The 25,924-nt window shown below is 72.8% G+C and carries 18 protein-coding genes and 1 pseudogene; 12 read left to right on the forward strand and 7 right to left on the reverse strand.

From position 1 onward, the window contains the following. Positions 1–4: 4 nt before the first annotated feature. The 5 genes from ABFX46_RS05580 to ABFX46_RS05600 all read left to right on the forward strand — a co-directional run bounded on the left by ABFX46_RS05580 (position 5) and on the right by ABFX46_RS05600 (position 9,566). Complete coding sequence (locus ABFX46_RS05580; RefSeq protein WP_346040254.1) at positions 5–1,690, forward strand: VMAP-C domain-containing protein; 1,686 nt, start codon at positions 5–7, stop codon at positions 1,688–1,690. Next, positions 1,691–2,662, forward strand: a complete 972-nt coding sequence (locus ABFX46_RS05585) for an AAA family ATPase (RefSeq protein ID WP_346040255.1) — start codon at positions 1,691–1,693, stop codon at positions 2,660–2,662. Further along, positions 2,652–7,682: a caspase, EACC1-associated type gene (locus tag ABFX46_RS05590; RefSeq protein ID WP_346040256.1), complete on the forward strand. Its 5,031-nt coding sequence runs from the start codon at positions 2,652–2,654 to the stop codon at positions 7,680–7,682. The genes ABFX46_RS05585 and ABFX46_RS05590 overlap by 11 nt, the downstream gene beginning before the upstream one ends. A 42-nt stretch (positions 7,683–7,724) precedes the next feature. Beyond that, positions 7,725–8,300 carry a TetR/AcrR family transcriptional regulator gene (locus ABFX46_RS05595; RefSeq protein ID WP_346040257.1) on the forward strand — a complete coding sequence of 192 codons (576 nt, stop codon included), beginning with the start codon at positions 7,725–7,727 and terminating at the stop codon, positions 8,298–8,300. A 78-nt stretch (positions 8,301–8,378) separates the two neighbouring features. Beyond that, positions 8,379–9,566 (forward strand): Cmx/CmrA family chloramphenicol efflux MFS transporter, encoded by a 1,188-nt coding sequence (locus tag ABFX46_RS05600; RefSeq protein ID WP_346040258.1) that lies wholly within the window; start codon positions 8,379–8,381, stop codon positions 9,564–9,566. Between the two features lie 52 nt (positions 9,567–9,618). Here ABFX46_RS05600 and ABFX46_RS05605 read toward each other — a convergent pair whose 3' ends face one another. The 4 genes from ABFX46_RS05605 to ABFX46_RS05620 form a co-directional block, all read right to left on the reverse strand. Then, on the reverse strand, positions 9,619–10,806 hold the full coding sequence (locus ABFX46_RS05605; protein WP_346040259.1) for a hypothetical protein: 1,188 nt from the start codon (positions 10,804–10,806) through the stop codon (positions 9,619–9,621). Between the two features lie 182 nt (positions 10,807–10,988). Then, a complete protein-coding gene (locus ABFX46_RS05610) occupies positions 10,989–13,058 on the reverse strand; it encodes a M6 family metalloprotease domain-containing protein (RefSeq protein WP_346040260.1) in 2,070 nt (689 codons plus the stop codon). Positions 13,059–13,198: 140 nt separating this feature from the next. Continuing rightward, a complete protein-coding gene (gene rraA / locus ABFX46_RS05615; protein WP_346040261.1) occupies positions 13,199–13,681 on the reverse strand; it encodes a ribonuclease E activity regulator RraA in 483 nt (160 codons plus the stop codon). Between the two features lie 28 nt (positions 13,682–13,709). Beyond that, entirely contained in the window at positions 13,710–14,165 is a 456-nt protein-coding gene (locus ABFX46_RS05620) for an Lrp/AsnC family transcriptional regulator (protein ID WP_346040262.1), read from the reverse strand. Between the two features lie 207 nt (positions 14,166–14,372). Here ABFX46_RS05620 and rocD point away from each other — a divergent pair, with 207 nt between their 5' ends. The 6 genes and pseudogenes from rocD to ABFX46_RS05650 all read left to right on the forward strand — a co-directional run bounded on the left by rocD (position 14,373) and on the right by ABFX46_RS05650 (position 20,449). Beyond that, a complete protein-coding gene (rocD, locus tag ABFX46_RS05625; RefSeq protein ID WP_346040687.1) occupies positions 14,373–15,539 on the forward strand; it encodes an ornithine--oxo-acid transaminase in 1,167 nt (388 codons plus the stop codon). Between the two features lie 217 nt (positions 15,540–15,756). Beyond that, on the forward strand, positions 15,757–16,725 hold the full coding sequence (locus tag ABFX46_RS05630) for an LCP family protein (protein ID WP_346040263.1): 969 nt from the start codon (positions 15,757–15,759) through the stop codon (positions 16,723–16,725). A gap of 108 nt (positions 16,726–16,833) precedes the next feature. Beyond that, the gene (locus ABFX46_RS05635) at positions 16,834–17,460 is read left to right on the forward strand and encodes a PadR family transcriptional regulator (protein ID WP_346040264.1); all 627 of its coding nucleotides are present in this window, start codon (positions 16,834–16,836) and stop codon (positions 17,458–17,460) included. Beyond that, on the forward strand, positions 17,457–19,073 hold the full coding sequence (locus ABFX46_RS05640; protein WP_346040265.1) for a DHA2 family efflux MFS transporter permease subunit: 1,617 nt from the start codon (positions 17,457–17,459) through the stop codon (positions 19,071–19,073). Before ABFX46_RS05635 ends, ABFX46_RS05640 begins: the two co-directional genes overlap by 4 nt. A 259-nt stretch (positions 19,074–19,332) precedes the next feature. Then, a pseudogene (locus tag ABFX46_RS05645) lies at positions 19,333–19,404 on the forward strand (helix-turn-helix domain-containing protein); the annotation flags it as partial. 394 nt (positions 19,405–19,798) lie between these two features. Beyond that, a complete protein-coding gene (locus tag ABFX46_RS05650; RefSeq protein WP_346040266.1) occupies positions 19,799–20,449 on the forward strand; it encodes an RNA-guided endonuclease TnpB family protein in 651 nt (216 codons plus the stop codon). A 195-nt stretch (positions 20,450–20,644) separates the two neighbouring features. On the opposite strand, the gene ABFX46_RS05655 is transcribed toward ABFX46_RS05650, so the two are convergent. The 3 genes from ABFX46_RS05655 to ABFX46_RS05665 form a co-directional block, all read right to left on the reverse strand. Further along, the gene (locus ABFX46_RS05655) at positions 20,645–21,139 is read right to left on the reverse strand and encodes a DUF6113 family protein (RefSeq protein WP_346040267.1); all 495 of its coding nucleotides are present in this window, start codon (positions 21,137–21,139) and stop codon (positions 20,645–20,647) included. A gap of 38 nt (positions 21,140–21,177) precedes the next feature. Then, positions 21,178–22,083 carry an N-acetyl-1-D-myo-inositol-2-amino-2-deoxy-alpha-D-glucopyranoside deacetylase gene (gene mshB, locus ABFX46_RS05660; RefSeq protein ID WP_346040268.1) on the reverse strand — a complete coding sequence of 302 codons (906 nt, stop codon included), beginning with the start codon at positions 22,081–22,083 and terminating at the stop codon, positions 21,178–21,180. Positions 22,084–22,165: 82 nt separating this feature from the next. Then, positions 22,166–23,608 (reverse strand): serine/threonine-protein kinase, encoded by a 1,443-nt coding sequence (locus tag ABFX46_RS05665; protein ID WP_346040269.1) that lies wholly within the window; start codon positions 23,606–23,608, stop codon positions 22,166–22,168. A gap of 176 nt (positions 23,609–23,784) precedes the next feature. On the opposite strand from ABFX46_RS05665, the gene ABFX46_RS05670 reads away from it, so the two are divergent. Next, entirely contained in the window at positions 23,785–25,866 is a 2,082-nt protein-coding gene (locus ABFX46_RS05670; protein ID WP_346040270.1) for a S9 family peptidase, read from the forward strand. The last annotated feature ends 58 nt before the right edge of the window (positions 25,867–25,924 follow it).

Consider the following 25,924-nt stretch of genomic DNA (forward strand, 5'->3'; position numbering starts at 1 on the left):
GATCGTGGACGACTGGCAGTGGCGCGCCTGGGTCGGCCACCCGTCCGGCGGCAGGCTGGGCGCGGCGTTCCTCATCACCGAGAACCGGCTGCTGACCTGCGCTCACACCGTCCGGGGGCTGGACGAGGCGCGCGTCGGATTCCCGGGCCTGCTGGAGGACCTGCCCGCCACGGTGGTCCGGTGCGGTGACTGGGAGCGCGAAGGCGACCCCGGCGACGTCGCCGTCCTCGAACTGAGCCGGCCCGTCCCGTACGAGCCGGCGCGGCTCGCCGACCCGGGCGGCCTCCACGAGCACACCGTCACCGCACGGACGTTCGCCGTCTGCGGCTTCCCCCGGCGGAGCGACCAGAACGAGCGGCACGCGACCGTGACGACGTCCCCGCACCGCGGCATGCGGCGCGAATGGTGGGAGCTGAAGACCGGGCCGGGCGACTGGCTGGAGGAGGGCTACAGCGGGTCGGCCGTGTACGACGCGGACACGGGCGAGGTCATCGGCATGGTGACGAACGCCGAGCTCCGGTACGGCGACCGCGCCGACCTCGGCTGGATGCTCCCCCTCCCGCACATCCGTACCTACTGGGAGGAACTGGACGACCTGCTGCCGCTGCGCTGGCTCACCCCGGACGCGCGCCGCGAGCTGCGCGAACTCCTGCGCGGCGTGCGCTTCACCGATCCGCTCGCCGCCGACCTCGAACGGATCACCGGGCGGCGGGCGTTCGGCGGGTTCCGGTCCGCGTGGGGGTCGGTGCGGTATGTCGCGGAAGGATGGGCTGAGGAGCGGCTCGTCCGCTATGTCGCGGCGCTCGGCCCGCACCTGCCGGATCCGGCGCGCGGGCGGCTCACCACCTGGTCGGCCCGGCATCTGCGCGGCACGGCCCCCGCTCCGGCCGCGGCTCCGGCCGCGCGGCCGGAGCCCGCGTCGGTGATCGTCCGGCTGGAGCGGGTCACGTTCGGCAACGCCTTCGACGTGACCGTGCACACCTGGGTCGACGGCGCCGCGGGCGCCTCCCTGCCCACCGAGCGGGTGCCGGAGCGCGGCGTGCGGGCGGCGGTCGAGGCGGGCGTGGCGGCGCTGGCGCCCGCGCTGTTCGACCGCGACTGGATGATCGAGTTCGCGGTGCCGGAGGGCTGGCTCGGCAAGCCGTTCGAGCAGTGGTACCTCGACCCGCGCAAGAGGATCCCGATGCGCCGGTGCCCGGTGGTCGTGCGGGACGTGGACCGGCTGCGGCCCGACTCGATCCGGCGCGGCCTGGCCCACCACCGCTGGCGGCTGCTGACCGAGCGCGGCCGCAGCGACCCGCGCCCCATCGCCTGCGACGCGCCGCGCAAGGCCCGCGAGTTCGAGGAGTGGCTGGAGGCGAACGTCGACTTCTGCGTGCTCGTCTACGGGTCGCGTCCGGTCAAGGGCTGGCTGACGGCCGCGCTGAACAACGGCATTCCGGTCATGCTGTGGACGCGCACGCCCTGCGACGCGCCGTCCCACGAGGACTGCCGCGGGCATCGCGTCCTGGACGAGTTGACCGCCGCGATCTGCGACGAGCACCCGATCGACCTGCCCCGGGTGGCGCTCGCCCTGCGCAAGGCCGCGCTCATCGCCCCCAAGGACGAGCCGCACTGCGGACGCGACCTGACGCTGCTGTGGGACGACCCGTCCCGGCTTCCCGATCCCCCGCTCGCCATGGAGGTATAGGTGCCCGACTGGCTGCTCTACACCGGGAGCCGTCGCCCGCACGACGGCATCGACCGGCTGCCTCCACCGCCGCCCTGGCGCGCGTTCGACGGCGAGCCCGTGCTGCCGTCCCCGGGCGGCTCGTCCGGGAACGAGCATCAGGCGACCACGTACCGGCCGTCGGACGATGCGGTGCAGCAGGTCAACGCGGCGCTGTATCTGCGTCGCCCGCTGCTGGTGACGGGACCGCCCGGTACGGGGAAATCGACGCTGGCCTACGCGGTGGCCCACGAACTGGGTCTCGGGCCCGTCCTCCACTGGCCCATCACCAGCCGGACCACACTGCGCGACGGCCTCTATCAGTACGACCCGCTGACCCGGTTGTACGCGGCGGGACGGGACAACGCGCCCGCCGACGAGGACATCGGCCGCTACATCCGCCTCGGACCGCTCGGAACGGCGCTCCTCCCCTATGCGCGGCCCCGCGTGCTGCTCGTGGACGAGATAGACAAAAGCGACATCGACCTGCCCAACGACCTGCTCACCATCTTCGAGAAGGGCGAGTACGAGCTGCCGGAACTGACCCGGCGCGCCGACCCGGCCGCCGAGGTCATGACCGCCGACGGGCCGGGCTCCCGGGTGACCGTCACGGCCGGGACCGTCCGCTGCAGCGCCTTCCCGCTGGTCGTCATGACCAGCAACGGCGAGCGCGAGTTCCCGCCCGCGTTCCTGCGCCGATGCGTCACCGTGGAACTGCGGCAGCCCTCGGGAAAGGCCGAGCTGGCGGCGATCGTGCGGGAGCATCTGGGCGCACTGGCCGACCAGAGCGACGACCTCGTCCACCGCTTCTTCGAGCGGTCGTCGTCGGGCACCCTGGCGACCGACCAGCTCCTCAACGCCGTCTACCTGTGCCGCCACGCCGACACCGAGGACCGCCGCGCCCTGGCCGACCGCATCATGCCCTACCTGACCGGCCCGGTCGATGACGATTGACCGGCTGCGGGAGGCGCTGTCGGCGCTCGGGCCGCCGCCGGACGCCCGCGAGCTGAGCGAGATGCTGTGGCTCGCCTGCCACATCACCCCGGCCGAGGCCGAACCCGCGCCCGCCCCGCCGGTTCCGCCGCCGGCCGCGCCGGCCTTGCCCGAGGTTCCGCGGCCGCCGGCTCCGCGCGGGCCGTCGCCGCCGCCGGCGCGCGAGCCGCTGACCGGCCTCCATCCACGTCCCGCGTCCGGCGCCGAACCGGTCGGCGAGGCGGCGGAGGTGCTCGTCCCGACGGCCCCGATGCTGGCGGACGCCCTGGGCGTGCAGCGGGCGCTGCGCCCGCTCAAGCGCCGCGTCCCGTCCCGGCACCGCCGCGAACTGGACGAGGACGCGACCGCCGCGCGCATCGCCGACACCCGCCTGTGGACGCCCGTCCTCGTCCCGTCGCCCGAACGGTGGCTCACGCTCAGCCTGGTCGTGGACACCGGGCCGACCATGCGGCTGTGGCGGCCCCTCGCCCGCGAACTGGCGGAGACGCTGATCCGGCAGGGCGCGTTCCAGGACGTGCACGTCAGCTACCTGGACAGAGCAGGCCGCATCACCTCGACACCCGGCGCGCCGCCACAGGATCCGCGCACCCTCGTGGACGCCTCGGGGCGGCACGCCGTCCTCGTCCTGAGCGACTGCTCGGGCCCGCACTGGTGGAAGGGACATGCGCCGCGCGCCGTCCGCCATTGGGCGCAGGCCGGGCCGACCGCGATCCTGCAGCCCCTCGCCGAGCGGCTCTGGCGGCGCACCGCCGCACCGACCGCACCCGGTCTCGCCGTCCTCCCCCGCCCCGGCGCCCCGAACACCGACCTGCGCTTCACCCCGTTCGACGGCGCGGCACCGACCGGCGTGCCCGTCCCCGTCCTGGAGGCGGCGCCGCGCTGGTTCGCGGCGTGGGCCCGCCTGGTGACCGGGGCGGGCCCGCAGCCCGCCGCCGTCGCGACCCTGGCGGCCCGCCCCTCCGGCCCGGCGCCGGTGCACCGCGAACGCGAACTGCCGATCGCCGAACGCGTCCGCCGCTTCCTGACCACGGCCTCGCCGGACGCCGCCGAACTCGCCGCGCACGTCGCCGTCTCCGTGCCGTCCCTGCCGGTCATGCGCCTCATCCAGCACCGCATCCTCGGCGGCTCAGGACCGGGGCAGCTCGCCGAAGTCCTGCTGAGCGGCCTGCTGCGCCCGGTCGGCGATGTCCGCTACGAGTTCGTGCCCGGCGCACGCGAGGCCCTCCTCGACACGCTTCCGCGTCCCGAGGCGCTGCACACCCGCCACGTCCTCGAAGCCGTCTCCGCCGAGATCGAACGCCGCGCCGGCACCGCCGCCGAAACCTTCCGCGCCCTCCTCCCCCGCGACGGCGGCCCGGTACGCCTCACCGCCGACACCGACCACTTCGCCCTGATCACCCCGCGAACCCGCACCCTCCTCACGCCGACTCCCGCCCGGGATCCCGCCGGGGCCCTCGATCTCCTGGAGTTGCTGGACCGACCGGTGGACGAACTCCTCGGCGACGACTGGGACCGGCCCCCTCACCCGGCCGTGATCGGCATGGACGGCCGGGTCCCGGTGATCCTGGACGTCCTCAACGCCCATCCCGACCTCCCGCACGGAGTGATCCGCGCCCCCAGAGCCACGCGCCGATGGCTGGTCCGGTCGATCGTGTGGAGTCTGGCGCTGGGGCATTCACCGAGCGTCGTCAATTTCGCCTTCGTCGCCTTCTCCACCAGGGGACGGTCCCTTGGCGATCTGCGCGACCTCCCCCATGTCGCCGCCGACGTCCATGACGGATCGGCGGACATGCCGACCAGTGCGCTTCCGCAGATCCTCGAAACCGAGTGGAGACGCCGGAAGGCCATCCTGCGATCCGCAGGAACGGACACGTGGGAGGAGTACCCGGCCGCCCTCGCCGACGGGCGGGCCACCGAGCCGCTGCCCGCTCTTGTCGTGATCATGGATAATGCCCGCCCGTGGCTGGACGCGCACCCCGACCTGTCGGATCCGCTCGTCCGGCTCTACGAGACGGGGGCTGCTCTGGGCGTCAGATTCATCATCTGCAGCCCCGACGACCTACCTCCGCCCGGCCCCCTCATGAGCCTGGCCGGCTGGAACATGGGGCCAACCGGGCACGGCGGCGACCTCGCCTTCCTCCACGTCCTCGCGCAGCGGGCCCACCCCGCCTTCCTGCCCGCGCGCGTCTCGCCCGAGCGCGGCGCCCCCATCGTCCAGCGGATGCGTCGCCGAGGCCCGCAGGCATACCGCCTCACGCCCCCCGCGGGGAACGGAGACTACGTCCGCGTCGACCCCATCACCCCCGACCTCGACGTGCTGGTCCTGAACACCGGCTGGAGCGGCGGGCTTCAGCGGGTGTGGGGGCAGCCCGCATCCGCGCCGCGCAATCCCACGATCGGCTTCAACTCCGACCGGATCATTTTCAGCCTCTCCCCTCTCGAACTCTCCTCCGGTCTCCCGCACGGCCTGGTCGTCGGCGCCCCGGAAGCCCGGCAGCGCATCGTCCGCAATATCACGCTCGCGCTGGCCTCCGGCCATTCCCCCGCGGCCCTGAACTTTGTTTTCGCGGGCCTCGGCGAGCATCCGCTCGGCGAACCGCTGCCGCTGCCGCACGTCCGCTATTCCGAGGAAGAACTGCTCGGACGGCCAGAGGGGCTCCAACACTTCGTCGACTTCCTGCTGCGCGAACTGAACGCCCGCGCCTCCGCACCGGGATCGGAGACTCACCCCCGCCTGCTCGTCGTGGCGGACGTGTCGCTGACGTTCCCGTCCAGCAGGCCCGAGATAGGAGAAACGCTGCTCTCGATGGCGCAGCGGGGCAGGGCTCTCGGCGTCCAGCTCCTGCTCACGTCGACCAGCACCGAGAACACGACGATCTGGGACCGTTTCCTCCCGCTGCTCGACTGGCGCATCGCCGCGGGCCCCCTCCCGCCCGCCGAACTCCGGCGCATCCTCGGACGGGCGCGCCTCTCGTTCCCCAACGAGCGCACCGCATATCTCCGCGCGGACGGTGGTTCCCCGTACCGGTTCACCGTCGCACTGCAGCCTCCGGCAGCCGCGGTCGAGGAGTTCGTCCAGGAAACGCACGAGCAGTGGCGGCGCGCGGCATCCGTCCGCGACGCGACTCCCGGCCCGGCCGACCCGGAGCGGTCGCGTGCCGTGCTGATCGGCATGTCCGACTACAGCTCGCTGCCGGACCTGCCCGCCGTCCGGAACAACCTGGCCGGGGTGAAGGACCTGCTATCAGATCCGCTGGTGTGGGGCCTTCCAGACCGCAACTGCGTCGTCTTGGCGCAATCGCACGACGAGAACCTCATCCTGCACACCATCGAACGCGCGGCGAGTGAGGCCGAGGACGTCCTGCTGATCTACTACGCGGGGCACGGACTGCGCAGCGGCGCGGACGGCGGACTCTTCCTCCCACTCCCCGACTCGGGCCCGGGCGGCGAGAACCGCGCGCTCTCCTTCAACGGGTTGCAGCGGGCGATCGGCAACGCCGACGGCCCGCGTCACAAGGTGATGGTCCTCGACTGCTGCTCCAGCGGTCCCGGCGCGAGGGAGGTCCAGCTCCCGAGCCCTGCCCCCGAGAGCGGCACGTTCGTGATGTCCTCAACGTCCGACAGCGCCGCCGAGCACGTGGCGCCGGACGGGGTCTTCACACCCTTCACCGGCGCGCTGATCCACGTGCTTCGGGAGGGGATCGCCGGCGGGGCCGCCGACCTCGACATGGGTGCGGTCCGGGAGGCGGTCGCAGACCGGCTCTCCGTCATGGATCTTCCGTCCGTGTCGCTCTACTCCCAGGAGGAGGGGGCCGCCATCAGCCTGTTCCGCAACCGCGCCCACGCGGCGTCGGCGGCTCCCGAGCCGTCCCGCGCGGAGGTCGGCACCGCGGTCTGGGAGCGGCTCGCGGACGAGGCGAACTCGTCCAGAGGCGATGGTCTCGGCAACCACCATCTGGCCTTCTTCGGCCGGTACGGACCCGAGATGGAGGCGGTCGCGCGGATGTACGGCACCTTGCTCGCGGACCTCGGCAAACTGCCGCACGGCGACGTCACCTCGATGTCCTGGAGAACGCTGGTCGGCCAGGCCCCGGCCGGCGAATCCGCGGAGGCCGGCGTACTGCTCATTCCGGACGCGGATGAAATGACCACGTCGTCCGGTGGGCCGATGGGCATCGCGGCCTTGGAAGAGATCTCCAGGAGGATGTCAGGGCGCCAGAACCACCCGGTGATCATCATGTGCGGCGAGGCGTCGCGGATGCGCGTGCTCCTCGCGCTGCTGCCTCCCGCGATCGCCGACCGCATCCACGTCCTCGCGCCGCCTGAGTGGGGCGCCGCCCTCCCCGAACTGCCCCGGCGCCTACCGCGGAGCCGACTCACCACGGCCTGGCCCGAACGCCTCGCGATCGGCGTCGAGGACGGGACCGGCGCTCCGGTCGCCCTGGACTTCGGTGAGCTGCCGCACCTCATGGTGATCGGCGAACGGGGCTCCGGCAGAACCGGTCTGCTGCGCCTCATCTCCGACGCGCTCAGCGGCCGGGGCGAGGAACTGTACGTCGCCGACCCGTCCGGCGAACTGATCGGCGCGGACTTCGCCCACCCGGGGCCGCCCACCGTTTCGTCCGCGACCCATGCCGCCATGCCCGCGCAGATCAGACCCATGATCGTCCGGCTGGCCGGGCGGCTGGAGACGGCACCCGGTGACGACGTGTACCTGATCATCGACGATCACCACCTCCTCGATCCGATGGCGTTCCTCCCCCTCGAACCCCACATCGGCGGCGGCCGCCTGCACCTTGTCGTCGCCCGCACGGACCCGGCTCCCGGGAACGCGGGCGATCCGCTGCTCGGTCGATGGGGGCCGCATGCGTGGGCCACCCTCCGGATGGGCGGCCCCACTCCCGGCGAACGCGTGCCGGGACGAGGGGTGCTCATCAGGAACCACGACAGCCGCCTCATACAGGTCGCCACGGCGTTCTGACCGTATTGGATCAGGTGGTCCATAACGTGTTAGCGTGGGGGTATGGGGAGGCCCAGGAAGTTCGAGGAAGGGCGGGCGGTCGAGGCCGCCATGCGGGCGTTCTGGGCGGACGGGTATGAGGCGACCTCCACGCAGGAGCTGTGCGAGGCGACCGGGCTCGGGCGCAGCAGCATCTACAACACGTTCGCCAGCAAGCGCGACCTGTTCGTCAAGGCGCTGACGCACTACATGGACGACAGGAACGCCCGGCTCGTCCAGCTGATGGAGGACGGCGGGAGGTCCGTGCGCGAGCGGCTGCGGACCGTCCTGGAGTGGGCCGTCGCGCCGGGCGAGGACGATCCGGCCGGGTGCCTGGTGGTGAACTCGACGATCGAGTTCGGCCCGCACGACGCCGACATCGCGGAGCGGCTCGAACGGCACCGGCGGCAGCGGTTCGCCGCGCTGAAGGCCGCCATCGAGGACGGGATGCGCGCCGGCGAGATCGACGCGCGCAAGGACGCCGAGGCGCTGGCGCACTTCGTGATCGCGACGGTCAGTGGCATCCAGGTCGCCGCACGCGGCGGCGCCGACCGCGCGACGCTCCAGAGCATCGCCGACACCGCCATGCTCTCGGTCTGACCGCGGGCGCGCCCGGTGCCGCCCCTTCGTCATGCGGAAATTTTGAACTGATCAATCCAATATGGAAGGGGCAGGCCGATGCCACTGGCCGTCTGGGTGCTCGGGATGGCGATCTTCGCGCAGGGGACGTCCGAGCTCATGCTCGCGGGGCTGCTGCCGGAGATGGCCGCCGACCTGGGGGTGTCCGTGCCCGACGCGGGCCTGCTCATCTCCGCGTTCGCGATCGGGATGCTCGCCGGGGCGCCCGTCCTCGCGGTCCTGACGCTCCGGTGGCCGCACCGGCGCGCGCTGCTGGCCTTCCTCGCGATCTTCGCGCTGACCCACGCGGTCAGCGCCCTCACGCCCGGCTACTGGACGCTGTTCGCGATGCGGGTCGTGGGCGCGTTCGTCTACGCGGGGTTCTGGGCGGTGGCCGCCGCGACGGCGGTGAACCTCGTCCCGCGGACCGCGCGCGGGAAGGCGATGGGGATCGTCGCGGGCGGGCTCACGGTCGCGGCGATCGTCGGGCTGCCCGCCGGGACGGTGATCGGGCAGCACCTCGGCTGGCGGGCCGCGTTCTGGACGGTGGCGGCGATGTCGGCCGTCGCGATGGCCGGCGTCGCCGCGACGATCCCGGCGGGGGCGTCGGGCGGGGAGCGGCCCCGCGTCCGGGACGAACTGCGCGCGGTGGCCGTCCCCCGGCTATGGGGGCTCTACGGGACGACGGCGCTGGCGACGAGCGGGCTCCTGGTGACGTTCGGCTACCTCGGGGCGCTGCTGACGGAGACCACCGGGATCGCGGAGCGGTGGGTGCCCGCGGTGCTCGCCCTCTACGGCGTCGGCGCGCTCATCGGGATCACCGCCGGCGGGCGGACCGCCGACCGGTGGGCCGTCCCGACCCTGTACGCGGGCTTCGCGGGCCTCACGGCCGTGTCGGTACTGCTCGCGCTGACGGCGGAGTCGCCCGTCCCCGTGGTGGCCCTGGTGTTCCTGCTGGGGCTCGTCGGGTTCGGCACGAACCCGACGCTGAACAGCCGCGCGTTCGGGATGGTGGACGGCGCGGCGACGCTGGTCGCGGCCGGGAACGTGGTCGCGTTCAACATCGGCATCACCGCGGGCCCGTGGCTCGGCGGCCTGGCGATCGACGCGGGGAAGGGCTACGCGTCCACCGCCTGGATCGGGGCGGGCCTCGGCGTCGCCGCGCTCGCCGCCGTCGCCCTCGGGCAGATCGGGCGGCGCCCGTCCCGGACGGCACGGGAGCGGTGCGAGACGGCGGTCGAGGTCTGACGCGAAGGGCCGGGACGGACAGTTCCGTGCCGGCCCTTCGCGGTGGCGGACGTCAGGAGCAGGCGGATGCGCGGAACGACCACAGGGCGCGCTGGCCCGCGTGTTCGGCGACCGTCCAGATGCGGTGCCGACCGCGGTAGCAGGAGAGGTCCTCCGGGCCGTAGGAGATCGTCCGGCGCTTCACCTTGGCCCAGCCGCGCGAGGTGGGATAGGTGGTGAGGAGGGAGCCGCGCCTGTGGCCGTGGCTCTGGGTGAACCACCAGCGGCCGTGCGTCCGGACGGCGCCCTGGATCCGGTCGGCCGGGAGGACGGCGCCCCAGCTGGGGCGGGCGTGGCCGCCGCCGGCCAGGGCGCCGAGCCGCCAGGTCACCACGCGGCCCTGCGCCCACTTCGGACGGCAGTACTCACCGGCGACGAGCGAGTGCGGCCAGGTGGTGCGGTCGATGGACATCCACGACATGCGGATCGGGCCGGTCCCCCGGCACTTCGCGCCGACCCTGCCGTTCGCCCAGTGCCAGCTGCCCGTCTGCGGCATCACGTAGCGGAAGCCGTGTCCGTAGTACTTGCCGTGGTGGAGGCCGACCCAGCCGGAGTGGGCGGTCGAGCCCGCCTTGCTCTTGGCCAGGTCGTAGATGTGGCGCATGTCGAACTCGCGGATCCCGTGGCGGGTGTCGGCGATGTAGAGCTTGTCGCCGTACCAGGCGATGCCGCCCGCGTGGATGCCGATGTCGGTGTAGCCGCTCCGCGTCGGCTCGACGAGCAGGACGTGCCGGTAGGTGCGCCGGTCCGGGTTGACGAACGTGAGCCTGACCTTGCCGCTGTCGTGCCAGGACACGAGGATCGGCCGGCCGCCGCCCGCCCACCGTTCGCCGCCGACCGCGTCCGAGACGGTCGTGACCCCCTGCGGGACCCAGCTCCGGGTGGTGGAGTCGGCCCGGTCGAAGCAGTACACGAGCGAGTGGGCGGGGACGCCGGCGGACCCGCCGCACCCGCGGCCGAGCCTGCGCTGGCCGGACGAGCGGATCAGCGCGTCGACGCCGCTCCGGCGCAGCCTGGCGTCGAGGGTGCCGACCGGCCCGCTCAGGTCGGCGCCGCGGCGGAGGACGAAATCGTCGGGGTTCAGGTCCGCCGGTGCCGTCGCGGTCACCGCCGCCGCGGGCGCCGCGTGGGCGGTGCCGGGGACGGCCACGAGCGCGGCGCCGGCCGCGAGGACGGCGGCGCCCGTTCGTCCGGCTCCCATCACTGTACGCTGCATGATCATCACGGTTCGCAACGTACCTCGGGCCGACGCTACGGACGACTCCGACATGACCTCGGGAAACGCATTTTGACTTTCGTTCGCCATGACGTGCGCAATGTGAACCCGTGGGGCCCCACGCCGGCGGGACGGCCCTCGCGGGGAGGGCCGTCCCGGGGAACGGGTCAGCGCAGCCGGCAGGTTCCGGAGTCGGACTTGGACGGGTCGCTCTCCGAGGTCCCCGTCAGCCGCAGCCGCGCGTGGCGGGACGCGCCCGGCGCGGCCTTCGCCCAGACCTCGACCTGGGTGCGGCCCCGCGCGGGAGCGGTCGCCAGCTCGTTCGGCAGCCATGTCGTCCAGCCCTCACCGGACACGGCGGCCTTCAGGCGGAAGACGTCGGACACGTGGTACCCGTCGCCGCCCCGGCCCGTGTTGGTGAGCGTCATCGTGCACTTCGCCCAGCCGGAGCCGGTCGGACGCGCCGGGCCCGAGGTCAGCCGCACGCCGCGCCGCTGCGGTCCGGCGCCGTCCAGTGAACTGATCGCGACCGTGTAGGACAGGACGCCGTGCCGGTCGCGCTTCAGGTCGAGCACGTAGAAGTGCAGCCGGTTCGCCTCGTCGACGTACTCGTACTCGCTGCCGGAGTTCGCGCCCGCGTGGTACAGGGCGTCCGAGAGCTGGCGGTAGTCGCCGATCGTCATCTTCTTCGGCGTCCCGTCCGGAAGGACGAAGTCGACCTTGTCGATGTCCTGCGGGTTCGCGTCCTTGACCCAGATGAACGGCGCGCGGTCCCGGTCCTTGGTCTTCGCCAGCAGGACGCCGGAGTCGGGCGTGAACGAGTCGGTGCCCATCCGGTCGACGACCTCGATGGTGTAGTTGTCGTAACCGCCGCCGTCGCAGAGCGGGTCGGTCCGGGTATCGCAGGCGGGGCTCTTGTCGCCGCCGTCGCCGAGCCGGAGGTTGATGCCCGCCAGCCCGTTCTCGCCCGGCTCCACGGAGCGGGCCGTCACCTTCGCGACCACCATGCCGGACGAGGCGAGGACGTCCCGGTCGAGCTGGAGCACCTTGTCCGGGTCGACCATGCCCAGCTTCATCTTGTTGCGGAGCATGTGCTGCGCGCCCATGGACCCGCCGCCCGTCGCCGGGATCGTCCAGCGGCTGTGCGGGCCGCCCGGCCCGTTGAACGTGCCGCGGCTGAGCATGTCCCACGGGCCGCTGTAGGCGCGGCGCGGCGGGTCGCTGTACGGGTTGTTGTAGTTGTCGCCGATGCCCAGGATGTGGCTGAACTCGTGGGCGTAGACCGACATGCCGGAGCTCTCCGCCTGGGTGGAGGAGACGCCGAAGATGGCGTTCGGCCAGATCGTGGAGCCCGCCTGCCACGACGTCCACGGGATGTAGCGGGTCTTCACCCAGTTCGGCAGGTTCGGGTCGCCGGGGCCCCATTCGTCCGGGACGTTCTCCGGGGTGCCGAACTTCATCTCGCCGAACTCCTGCCAGGTGGAGCTCTCGTCCTGCCCGGCGCTCAGGAAGAAGACGAAGTCGTACTTGGCGGCCTCCGCCTCGCCGATGTCGCCGACCCACGCGGCCCTGGCGTCCGCCCGCAGGTCGCGGTTGCAGGTGTCGCCGGTCGGGCACCCGGTGCCGCCCTGCATGCCGTCCACGCCGTACTCGTGGTCCTTGGCGGGCATCTTGTAGGCGCCGAACCCGGTCAGGTCGACCCCGTACCGGCCGCCGGAGTCCTCCATCCAGTACTCGTGGAGCGTGTGGCCGTGGTTCAGCTTCTGCGGCGTGTTGAGGAAGTCCTGGTAGAACTTGGCGACCTCGCCGCGCGGGACGTCCCCGACCTCGACCGGGTTGCCGAAGACGGACGAGTTCTTCGGCTGCGTCACCTCGAACGGCTGGTTCGGGTAGTCGACCAGGACCACGGCGACGTTGAAGTTCCGGACCGATCCCTTCCGGGACGGGTCCGCCCAGGACGCGCCCGGGATGGACCGGTAGTCGTCCCACGTCATCGTGTCGGGAAGCTCGTAGTTCTGCGGGTCGATCGGACGCGGCGCGCCGGCCGCGAACGGGCGGGCGGACGGCTGTTCGCGCTGCCACGGCTGCGTCTGCGGCCAGTGCCGCATCTGCCAGGGGTTCGCGGTCGGCTCCGGGATCGGCGGTCTCGGCTGCGCGGCGGCCGGGACGGCGGTCGCGAGCCCCGCGACCAGCCCCAGCGCCGCCGCGGGCACCAGCAGCATGTTCTTCGCGCGCATGTCTCCCCTCCCTCTCCGGTGGGTTGCTGAGAGGTAGGTAAGAACAGCCCGTTCCGTCCCGCTAGGGCCGACTTAGCCGATCTTGCGCCGAATGTCCTGGCAGGTCGCGCGATGGGCCCAGGTCACGGCGGCAACCGGGGTCACAGCGGGAGTTCGCGGGCGGCGACGACGATGCCGTCCTCGTCGCTGTAGAGCCAGTCGCCCGGACGGAACTCCACGCCGCCGAACGACACCGGGACGTCCACCTCGCCGGCGCCGTCCTTGGCGCTCTTGCGCGGGTTCGAGCCGAGCGCCTTCGCGCCGAGGTCGAGCCCGCGGATCGCCGCCACGTCCCGGACCGCGCCGTTGATCACCACGCCGGACCAGCCGTTCGCCACCGCCGCCGCGGCGATCATGTCGCCCATCAGCGCGGACGCCAGCGACCCGGCGCCGTCCACGACCAGCACGCGGCCCTCGCCCGGCGAGTTCAGGAGCTTCTTCACCAGGCCGTTGTCGCGGTGGCAGCGCACGGTCGACACCGGGCCGGCGAACCTCGCCCGCGCGCCGTACTGGCGGAACTGCGTCTCGCAGCTGCGCAGCTCGTCCCCGAAGTCGTCGATGAGGTCAGCGGTCGCGAAGTCCATGGCGGCAGCCTACTGAACGGTAACCGCGTCAGGTGGACGGCGCGTCGGTGGGACGGCCGATCAGCCGCGACAGCACGATCGAGGTCTTCGTCGCGGTGATGTTGTCCTCGCGGCGCAGCCGTTCGAGGGCCTGCTCCAGATGCTGGATGTCGCGCGCCCGCACGTGCACGAGCGCGCTCGCGTCGCCGCTGATCGTGTACGCCGCCACGACCTCCGGGTGGCCGCGGACGCTGGAGTAGATCTCCTCCGGGGACGTCGCGCCCGTGCAGAAGATCTCGATGAACGCCTCGGTGGTCCAGCCGAGCGCGGCCGGATCGACCACCGCGGCGAAGCCGTTGATCACGCCGTCCGAGCGGAGCCGGTCGACCCGCCGCTTCACCGCCGGGGCCGAGAGCCCGACCTTGTCGCCGATCTGCGCGTACGAGGCGCGGCCGTCCTCCAGGAGCCGCGCAACGATTCGACGGTCGAGCTCGTCAAGACGCAACAAATAACACCCCCGAAGTCGGTTTTCGTCATTGGTCGACGGTCATTTCCGAACATACGCTGGGAAGCGGACCGGCGGCCACCCGACCCGGCCGGCCCTCTCCCCTCGGCACCGGGCGCGCGCCCGGTGTCCCAGCCATGCCCCGGCCCGACCGGCCGGGCCGAGCCGCGAAGGAGCGTCGTGACGCAAACCGACCAGCTGCGAGCGATGTCCGAGGACCACAGCGCGCACAACTACCATCCCCTCCCGATCGTGGTCGCCGAGGCGGACGGCGTGTGGCTGACCGGCGTGGACGGCCGCCGCTACCTCGACATGCTGGCCGCCTACTCGGCCGTCAACTTCGGCCACCGCAACCCCCGCCTCACCGAGGCCGCGAAGCGCCAGCTCGACCGCGTCACGCTCGTCAGCCGCGCCTTCGACCACGACCAGTTCGGCCCGTTCGCCGCCGAGCTGGCCGAGCTGTGCGGCAAGGACATGGTCCTGCCGATGAACAGCGGCGCCGAGGCCGTCGAGACCGCCCTGAAGACCGCCCGCAAGTGGGGCTACGAGGTCAAGGGCGTCCCGGCCGGCCAGGCGAACATCATCACGTTCGAGGGCAACTTCCACGGCCGCACCACCACGATCATCAGCTTCTCCACCGACCCGGACGCCCGCGACTCCTACGGCCCCTACACGCCCGGCTTCCGGACCGTCCCGTACGGGGACGTCGAGGCGCTCAAGGCCGCGATGGACGGCTCCACGGTCGGCGTGCTGATCGAGCCGATCCAGGGCGAGGCCGGCGTGAACGTCCCGCCGAGCGGGTTCCTGCGCGCGGTCCGCGACCTGTGCACCGCCAACGGCTCGCTGATGATCGCGGACGAGATCCAGTCGGGCCTCGGCCGCACCGGCACCACGTTCGCCGTCGAGCACGAGGGCGTCGTCCCCGACGTCTACATCCTCGGCAAGGCCCTCGGCGGCGGCATCATGCCGGTCTCCGCCGTCGTCGCCGACCGCGACGTCCTCGGGGTCTTCAAGCCGGGCCAGCACGGCTCGACGTTCGGCGGCAACCCGCTCGCCTGCGCCATCGGCCGCGAGGTCATCGCGATGCTCAAGACCGGCGAGTTCCAGGAGCGCTCCCGCACCCTCGGCGCCCACATGCACGAGCGCCTCGGCCACCTGCCGGGCGACCTCGTCCGCGAGGTCCGCGGCCGCGGCCTGTGGGCCGGCGTCGAACTGCACGGCAAGGCCCGCCCGGTCAGCGAGCGTCTCATGGACCTCGGCGTCCTCGCCAAGGAGACCCACGAGACCACGCTCCGCCTGGCGCCTCCGCTGGTCATCGAGCGCGAGGACCTCGACTGGGCCCTGGACCAGCTCGAGATCGCCCTGAAGGGCTGAGGACCCAGCGGCGGCGGCGCCTGACGGCGCCTGAGCCGAGGCCGCCGCGCGCCGCGCGAACCGCTCCTGCGAGGTCGCGCCCGAGGCAGAGACACCGCCGGTCAATGGCGCCCGGCGGTGTTTCGCTCGTTAACACAAACCCGCGAGCGGTCAAAGACTCGGTCGCCGGGCGCGCGGCGCGGCGGCTCGGCACGGCCGCGGCGGCAGTGTGGGCGGCATGCTGCGGAACAGGGGTCGGCGCCGGGTCGTCATCGGCTGCGGAGGGCTGGCGTTGGGCGTGCTGGTGCTGCTCGCGGGCGGACTCTACCTGCTGCAACGGGCGTACAACGGGGAGGTCGAGCGGGTCGCGGGGGCGCTGCCGACCGGGGCGGGGCGGCCGTCGGACTCCGGGCGCGGGGAGAACTGGCTGCTGATCGGGTCCGACCGGCGCGCCGACATCCCGTCGATGGGCGCGCGGGCCGACACGATCATGCTGGTGCACCTGTCGGGGCGCGGCGACCGGGTGTCGCTGATCTCCATCCCGCGGGACGGCTGGGTGCCCGTCCCCGGGCACGGCACCACGAAGATCAACGCGGCCTTCGCGTACGGGGGGCCGTCGCTGCTGGTCCGCACGGTGGAGGGGCTCACGCACGTCCGGATCGACCACTACGCCAGCCTCGACTTCAGCGGGTTCGTGAAGATGACGGACGCGCTCGGCGGCGTCGACGTGACCATCACCAAGGACACCTACGACCCGATGCACGAGCGGCGGTGGAAGGCCGGGCACCAGCACCTGGACGGCACGGAGGCGCTCGACTTCGTCCGGCAGCGGTGGAACCTGCCGGCCGGCGACCTGGACCGGATCAAGCGGCAGCAGGCGTTCCTGCACGCGCTCGCGGCCAAGGCCCTCGACACCCGCAACCCCATCAAGATCGACCGGTTCATCCGGGCGGTGACCCGCTCGGTGAGCGTGGACGACTCGGTGACCGCCGGCACGCTGCGCGGCCTCGCGCACCGGCTGCTGAAGACGTCGCTGATGGAGTACCTGACCACCCCGGTCGCACGGCCGGCCGAGCGCGACGGGCAGAGTGTCGTACTCCTGGACGATGATGGCGTGCAGGCGCTCTTCACCGCCGTCCGGGACGACCGGGTGGGCGACTACGTGACCCGCAACGGCGCGGCCAACTCGGTGGAAGCGGTCAGATAACCCCCTCTGACCTGCGGTGGCATGTCCGGTATGCAAAAAAGGTGACGTGATAGGTCCGCGTGGATTAGTCTGAGTGGACTAATCCACGCCGACCCAAGGCACACCACCATGTCCCGACCACTCACACCGCTCGCGCTGACCGTGCTGCGGATGCTGTGCGACCAGCCCATGCATCCGTACGAGATGCAGCAGCGCATCCGCGACCACGCCTACGACAAAGCCGTCAAGATCACCCACGGGGCGCTGTACCACTCGGTGGAGCGGCTCGCCGCCGGCGGGCTCATCGAGCCCCTGGAGACCAGCCGGGAGGGCCGCCGGCCCGAGCGCACCACCTACGCGGTGACCGACGCCGGCCGCGACGCCGCGCAGATCCGGCTCGCCGACCTGCTCCGCGACCCGGTCGAGGAGTTCCCGCTGTTCGGCACCGGGCTGGCGTTCGTGAACCTGCTGCCCGAGGACGAGGTCGCCCGGCACCTGCGCAGCCGCGCGGTCGCGCTGGAGGCCGCGCTCGCCGGCCACCAGACGGCGCACGACTCGCTGCGCAAGCAGGGCCTCGACCGCTACAAGCTCCTCGACCAGGAATGGATGATCGCCCGGGTGCGCGGCGAACTGGAGTTCGTGCGGGGGGTGGTCGACGACCTGGAGGCCGGCCGGCTCACCTGGAAGGACGACGAGGTGCAGATCCGCTGCCACCCGCGGCCACGACCACGCCATGGCGACAAGGGGGACTCATGAGCAAATGGCGCGGAAATCCCTGGGCGATCCTGCTCACGCTCTCCCTGGGATTCTTCATGACGCTGCTCGACCTGACGATCGTGAACATCGCGATCCCGAGCATGACCGAGAAGCTGGACGCCTCGCTGGACGAGGTGCTGTGGGTCGTCAACGCCTACATCCTGGTGCTCGCGGTGCTGCTGATCACCGCCGGCCGGCTGGGCGACCTGTGGGGCAAGAAGAACCTGTTCATCGCCGGGGTGGCGCTGTTCACGCTGTCCAGCCTGGCGTGCGGCGTCGCGCAGGACCCGACGCAGCTGATCATCGCGCGCGGGGTGCAGGGGCTCGGCGCCGCGCTGCTGATGCCGCAGACCATGTCGATCATCATCGGGGTGTTCCCGGCCGAGCGGCGCGGCGCCGCGCTCGGCGTGTGGGGCGCGGTGGCCGGGGTGTCCACGATCGCCGGCCCGACCGTCGGCGGGCTGCTGGTCACCAGCCTCGACTGGCGGTGGATCTTCTTCGTGAACCTGCCGATCGGCATCCTGGTGCTGGCGATGGCCGTGCCGATCCTGCCCGGCCACACCCGCACCGTCCGGCACCGGTTCGACGTCGTCGGGGTGCTGCTGGCCTCCGCCGCCCTGTTCTGCCTCACGTTCGCGCTCACCGAGGGCCAGAAGTACGACTGGAACGAGGGCATCTGGGGCCTGATCGCCGCCGGCCTGGCGCTGTTCGCCGTCTTCGTCGTGCAGCAGCGCTCCAAGCAGGACGGTGAGCCGCTCGTCCCGTTCTCGCTGTTCCGGGACCGCAACTTCACCGTCCTGAACCTCGTCGGCGCGGCCGTCTCGGTCGGCATGATCGGCATGTTCCTGCCGATGACGATCTACCTGCAGTCGGTGCTCGGCTTCAGCGCCCTCAAGGCGGGCCTCGTCATGGCGCCGTCGTCGGTGGTGTCGATGTTCCTCGCGCCCGTCGCCGGACGGCTGTCCGACCGGATCGGCGGCAAGTTCATCCTGATGGCCGGCCTCACCCTCTACGGCCTCGGCATGGTCTGGGTCGTCCTCATCGCCGAGGTCGGGACCGACTGGAAGGCGTTCATCCCGGCGCTCGTCGTGTCCGGGCTCGGCATCGGCGGCGTGTTCGCGCCGATGGCGACCGAGGCGACCCGGAACGTCCCGACGCACCTCGCCGGCGCCGCGTCCGGCGTCAACAACACGATCCGGCAGGTCGGGTCGGTGCTGGGCAGCGCGGCGGTCGGCGCCGTGCTGCAGAACCAGCTCGCGTCCGCGCTGCGGGACGAGGCCGCGGCCCGCTCCGCCGCGCTCCCCGCGAACATCCGCCCCGGCTTCGTGCAGGGCTTCAAGGACGCGGCCAAGAGCGGCCTGGAGGTCGGCGCGGGCCAGGACGGCGCGAAGCAGCAGCTCCCGCCGGGCCTCCCGCCGAACGTCGCGCACCGCGTCCACGAGCTGGCCGGGCAGGTCTTCTCGCACGGCTTCGTGCACGCGATGAAGCCGACGATGTGGCTGCCGATCGCGGTCATCCTGCTGAGCGCCGCCGCGTGCCTCACCCTGAAGGGCCACAAGAGCAACGCGGCCCCAGCCCGGCTCGACGCGGAACCCGCCCCGCTCGCGTCCTGACCGGGCGCTACCGGTTTCGTCGGCAGGGCTCCGCCCTTCAGTGCGGGGGTGAAGCCGACCCTCCCGCGGAGCGGGACAGTGATAGCCGGATCGCCTTACGGGGCGATCCGGCGTCACCGGTCTCAGACCGGGCGGTTTGTCGCGCCCGGCGCGGTCACGAAGACCACATGCGCGTGCGGCCTGAACATGCGGCATGAGAACGCGGTGCCTGCCTGTCCACGAACCCGACAGTAGCTTAAAGTGTTGGTAACATCACGGTATGCAGTTGCGGTATGCGTTCCGTCTCTACCCCACCGCCGGGCAGCGCCGGGCCCTGGCGCGGGCGTTCGGCTGCGCCCGCGTGGTCTACAACGATGTCCTGCGGGCGCGGGAGGACGCTCGCGCGGCGGGTCTGCCGTTTCTGCGGACGGGCGAGTTGTCGGCGGCGATGACGGCCGCGAAGAAGACCCCGCAGCGCTGCTGGCTGGGCGAGGTGTCGTCGGTGGTGCTGCAGCAGTCGCTGCGGGACCTGGAGACCGCCTACCGGGCGTTCTTCGACGGCCTGGCCGGCAAACGCCCCCGGACGGGCGCACCGAAGTTCAAGTCCCGCAAAGACCGGCGCCAATCGATCCGGTTCACCGCCAACGCCCGCTGGAAGATCACCGAAGGCGGCAGACTCGCACTGCCCAAGGTCGGCGACGTGGAGGTGCGGGTGGTCGCGGCGGCTGCCGTCGGTGCCGTCGTCGGTGACGGTGATCAAGGACGCCGCCGGGCGGTTCTTCGCCTCGTTCGTCGTGGAGACCACCGACGTGCACGACCCGCCCGACACCACGGCCGAAATCGGGATCGACCTGGGGCTGGAGCACTTCGCCGTACTATCGGACGGCCGCAAGATCACCTCCCCCCGGTTCCTGCGCCGCGCCGCCAAGAAGCTCCGCAAGGCCCAGCAGGCACTGTCGCGCAAGCAGAAGGGATCGGCCAACCGGGCCAAGGCACGCCTGGACGTCGCCCGCGCGCACGCCAAGGTCGCCGACGCGCGCCGCGAGTTCCATCACCAACTGTCCACCGAACTGGCCCGCGACAACCAAGCGGTCTACGTGGAGACACTGTGCGTGAAGGGGCTGGTGCGCACCCGGCTGGCCGCATCGGTGCACGACGCGGGCTGGTCGGCGTTCGTGACCATGCTGGAGTACAAGACGGCCCGGTACGGGCGGACGTTCGCGCGGGTCGACCGGGCGTTCGCGTCCTCGCAGATCTGCTCGCACTGCGGGCACCGCGACGGCCCCAAGCCCCTGCACGTCCGGCACTGGAACTGCGGGCAGTGCGGCGCCGGGCACGACCGGGACGTCAACGCCGCCCGCAACATCCTGGACGAAGGGCGCCGCATCACCCGGTGATGCTCAGCTGGTCGCCGCCGGACGGAAACCCCCAGGCGCCCGGGGGAGGCGGAGACCTCAAACGCCTGTGGAGGGCAGGTGAGACCCCGGACCCGTCCGGGGCACAGCCCGGTGAAACAGGAAGCCACGGAAGTGACCACACCGGCGAGAGGTGCGGCACAGGCCGAATCCCCGACCTTCAGGCCGGGGAGCGCGTCAATCGCGGATGCGGCCCGCCTTGCCGAGGAGCCAGTCTCCCGGCGGGCGGGCCGGCGGCACCATCATGACGCCCGCCACGGCGGCGAGCATGCCGCCGATGATGAACAGGTACCCGGCCGTCGTGCCGGGGACGACGAGGTCCCCCTCGCTGCGGCGCATCGACATGACGAAGACGACGACGCCCCACACCACCGCGGGGATCGTCGCGCCGAGCCGCCCGCCCATCCCGAGCCCGGCCAGCCGGGCCATCGCGAAGACCAGCGCCACCAGGACGATCGCCGCGACCGGGACGGGGCCGAGGGTCCAGTCCTGGGCGAACGAGCCGACCACCCCGAACACCCCGCCGAGCAGGCCGAGGGCGGCGTAGGCGGCACCGGACACGAACGCGTCCAGCGGGCCCTCGCCCGCCCTGGTCAGACCGGGGGCGTCGTCCTCCGCCGGGAGGCCGTCCTTGGCGAGGCCGACCCGCGCCTCGTCGTCGTCCTTATGCACGGAAGTCAGGCTACCGGGGGGCATGGGCGGCCCCCACGTCATGCCGGGCCGGACGCCTCCGGCAGCCCGGCGAACAGGTCGCGCTCGCGGCGGCCGGGGCCGAGCGGCCCCAGCTCACCGGCCTGCAGGATGAAGTACTCGGTGCCGAACGCCTGCTGGCCGAGGTTGTTCGACAGCGCGAAGAACGGCCCGACCTGGTCGGGCGCGACGACGATCTGGGTGCGGTGGGCGCGCAGCGCGGCCAGCTTGGCGGGCAGGTGCGCGCGGGCGTCCACGGCCGAGGTGACCTGGCCGTCGGGGACGCCGGAGCCCAGCTCGTCCAGCCCGGCGACGCGCGCGAACGGCAGCTTCGCCTCCCGCATCACCGCGATCGCCCGCGCGAGGACGGTGCGCGGGGTCGCGTAGGCGTAGAACTTCTCGGCCCGCCACGGCTCGGCGCCGTCCTCGAAGGCCGGGTCGGCGGCCAGCTCGAACGCCCGCCACGCGACGCGGTGCGCCTGGATGTGGTCGGGGTGGCCGTAGTTGCCGCGCTCGTCGTAGGTGACGATCACCTGCGGCCGGACCTCCCGGATCACCGCGACGAGGTCGGCCGCGGCGGTGTCGAGGTCCGCCTGCCAGAAGCAGCGCGGGTCGTCGTTGGTGGGGGCGCCCATCATGCCGGAGTCGCGCCACCGCCCGGCGCCGCCGAGGAAGCGGTGGTCGCGCACGCCCAGCGCGGCGCAGGCCGCCGCGAGCTCCCCGATCCGGTACTCGCCGAGCGCGTCCTCCTTGTCGGACGCGAGGTGGCGCAGCTCCTCCGGGATGATCTCGCCCTCCTCGCCGAGCGTGCAGGTGACGAGACAGACGTGGGCGCCCTCGGCGGCGTACTTGGCCATGGTCGCCCCGGTCCCGATGGACTCGTCGTCCGGATGGGCGTGGACGAACAGGATCCGCGGCTCCTTCATAGTCAACGAGCCTACTCAGGGCCCGGCGGGACGGCGATGACCGCCCTGCCCCGCGCATTCCGCCGGGCGCCGCCGGCCCGGCTCAGCCGCCCGTGCCGCCCCCCGGGCCGCCGCCACCGCCCGCTCCGGTGCCGCCGTCGTCACCGCCGCCGCCTCCGCCGCCGCCGGTGGTCGGCGGCCCGCTGGTCGGGGGCTCGCTCGTGGGCGGCTCGCTGGTGGGGGGCTCGCTCGTCGGCGGCTCGGTCGTCGGCTCGGTCGTCCGCGGAGGCGGCGTGTTCTGCCGCGTCCGGGTGCGGGTCGGCGTCGGCTGCTCCGGCTCCTCGCTGGTCGGGGTCTCCGACACCGTCGCGGAGTCGGTGACCGACGGCGAGACCGGCGCGTTCGGGGCCTCGTTCCCGCCGCGGGTCGCCGCGTACACGCCGACGACGAGCGCCAGCACGAGGATCGCGGCGACGGCCGCGACGATCGGCATCTTGGACTTGCGCTCGGGCTCCCAGTCGTCGTACCGGGCCCGCTCGGCGCCGTACGGGGGCCGCGCGGGCGGCAGGTTCCCGGTGTAGTCGGCCGGGGAGACGCGCTGCGTCCCGCCGGCGGGGCCGCCGGGGTGGGTCGAGCCCGCCATCATCCCGGCCGCGCCGAGGCCGCCCGCGGCGAGCGTGGTGCCCTCCGCGAGCATCGTGTCGGCCTGCGCGGGGTCGTCCATGCGGGTCTGCCCGGCGCCGCCCGGGCCGCTGCCGATCAGCGCCATCATGATCTGCTGCGCGGTCGGCCGCCGCTCCGGCTCCTTGGCCAGGCACGCGCCGATCAGCCGGTGCAGGTCGGCGGGGACGCCGTCGAGCATCGGCGGCTCGTGCATCACCCGGTTGATCACGGCCATCACGGTGTCGTCGCCGAACGGCGGGTGCCCGGTCGCGGCGAACACCATCGTGGTCGCCCACGCCCACACGTCCACCGCCTCGGTGAGCGTCGCGCCCGCGACCTGCTCGGGCGCCATGTAGGACGGCGTGCCGATCGCCTTCGTCGCGTTCGTCTGCCCGGTGTCGAGGGCCCGCGCGATGCCGAAGTCGATCACCCGCGGCCCGTCCGGGGCCATGATGACGTTGTGCGGCTTGAAGTCGCGGTGCACGATCCCGGCCTGGTGGATCGCCACCAGCGCGGTCGCGGTGCCGATCGCGAGCCGGTCGAGCGCCGCCCCGCCGATCGGGCCGCCCTCGGTGACCTGCTTGTACAGCGACGGGCCCGGCACGTACTCGCTGGCGATGTAGGGCTGGTCGCCCGCGACGTCGGCCTCCAGGACCTGCGCGGTGCAGAACCGCGCGACCTGCTTGGCGGCCTGCGCCTCCCGGACGAACCGGGTGCGCGCCATCGTGTCCCCGGCCAGGTCGGCCCGCAGGAGCTTGATCGCGGCCCGGTTCCCGGAGGCGTCGACGCCGGCGTAGACGACGCCCTGGCCGCCCTCGCCGAGCCGTTCGACGATCTCGTACGAGCCAAGCCGCCGGGGATCTCCCGGCTGCAGCTCCGGCATTGACCACTCCTCAGCCCGCGACAGAAGAAATGTGCTTGGGGAAGCTTTGAGCTTACGCGAGCGCGGACCCGGGCACGGGACATTCCCCGGCCACCGATCGCGACAGCCCGTGATCATAGAGGGCAGGAGGCCGCCGTGCGCCGTACTTCCCGGGCATCCTGGCAGACTCGGGTGCCATGAGCATCAGCTATCCGCGGCAGAGCGCCCGCACCCGACGGTTCAGCCTCGGCGTCCCGCGCGCCTTCCAGATCGCGCCGGACGAGTCGCGCGTCGTCTTCCTGCGCACGAGGGCCGGCGACGACCCGGTCACCTGCCTGTGGACGCTGGACGCCGCGACCGGCGAGGAGCGGCGCGTCGCCGACCCTGCCGCGCTGGACGTCCCCGGCGAGGAGGACCTGCCCGCCGAGGAGCGCGCCCGGCGCGAGCGGGCCCGCGAGCAGGCGGGCGGCATCGTCGGGTACGCGACCGACCGGGCGATGCGGCAGGCGGTCTTCACCCTCGCCGGGCGCCTGTACGTCGTCGACCTCGACACCGCGCTCGTCCGCGAGCTGCCCGCGCAGGCACCGGTGTTCGACCCGCGCCCCGACCCGGCCGGGCGGCGGATCGCCTACGTCTCGGGCCGGACGCTGCGGCTCATCGAGATCGACGGCACCGACGACCGGGCCCTCGTCCAGCCGGAGTCCGACCAGATCTCCTACGGCCTCGCCGAGTTCGTCGCGGCCGAGGAGATGAACCGGATGCGCGGCCACTGGTGGTCACCCGACGGCGGGACGCTGCTCGCCGCCCGCGTGGACGAGACGCCGGTGCAGCGCTGGCACATCGCCGACCCCGCGAACCCGGACCGGCCGCCGTCCGAGATCGCCTACCCGGCCGCCGGGACGCCGAACGCGCTGGTGTCGCTGGTGCTGCTCAAGGTGGACGGCCGGCGCACCACCGTCGCCTGGGACCGCGGGATGTTCCCCTACTTCGTCGCGGCCTCCTGGGACCGGCACGGCCTGCTCGTCGTCGTCCAGCCCCGCGACCAGCGGGCGCAGCGGGTGCTGAGCATCGACCCGTCCAACGGCGCGACGTCGCTCGTCCACACCGAGCACGACCCGGTGTGGACCGACATCGTCCCCGGCCTGCCCGCCCGGACGAACTCCGGCGACCTCGTCTGGACCACCGAGGACCGCGGCACCGACACGCGCCGCATCACCGTCGCGGGCGAGCCGGTCACCCCGCCCGGCCTGCAGGTCCGGTCGGTGCTCGGGGTGGAGGGCGAGTCGATCCTGTTCACCGCCTCGGAGGAGCCCACCGAGGCCCACCTGTACTCCCGCGACGGCGCGGAGATCACCCGGCTGACCGAGGGGCCGGGCGTCTTCGGCGGCATCCGCTCCGGCGGCGTCACCGTGGTCACGGGCGCGCGGCTCGACCGGCCGGGCGCCGAGACCGAGGTGCGCACGCCGGCCGGGACGCACCCCGTCGCCTCGTTCGCGGAGACGCCGGTGATCACGCCGCGGGTCGAGCTGCTGCGCGCCGGCGACCGCGAGATCCGCACCGCGGTGCTGCTGCCCACCGGGTGGGAGCCCGACCAGGGCCGGCTGCCCGTCCTCATGGACCCCTACGGCGGGCCGCACGCCCAGCGCGTCCTCGCCGTGCAGCGCATGTACTGCGAGGCGCAGTGGCTCGCCGACCAGGGCTTCGCCGTCGTGATCGCCGACGGGCGCGGCACGCCCGCGCGCGGCCCGGCGTGGGAGCGGGCCGTGCACGGCGACTTCGTCGGGCCCGTCCTGGACGACCAGATCACCGCGCTGATCGAGGCGGCGCGCAGGCACCCGGCCGCGCTCGACCTCGACCGCGTCGGCATCCGCGGCTGGTCGTTCGGCGGCTGGCTCGCGGGCCTCGCCGTCCTGCACCGCCCGGACGTGTTCCACGTCGGCATCGCGGGCGCCCCGGTCACCGACTGGCGGCTCTACGACACCCACTACACCGAGCGCTACCTGGGCCACCCCGACGAGGACCCGGACAACTACGCCGCGAACTCGCTGATCGAGCGGGCAGCCGACCTGAAGCGCCCGCTGATGATCATCCACGGCCTCGCGGACGACAACGTGGTGGCGGCCCACACCCTCCGCCTGTCGTCCGCCCTGCTGGCCGCCGGCCGCCCGCACACCGTCCTGCCCCTGTCGGGAGTGACCCACATGACCCCGCAGGAGGTAGTGGCGGAAAACCTCCTCCACATCCAGGTGGACTACCTGAAGGCCGCCCTCTCCACCTGACCCCGCGTTGATCTGCGGCGTGTTGTTGTTATCCGGCAGCTGATAACAACAACACGCC

The organism is Actinomadura chokoriensis, from assembly GCF_039529475.1.
GTDB lineage: Bacteria > Actinomycetota > Actinomycetes > Streptosporangiales > Streptosporangiaceae > Spirillospora > Spirillospora bangladeshensis.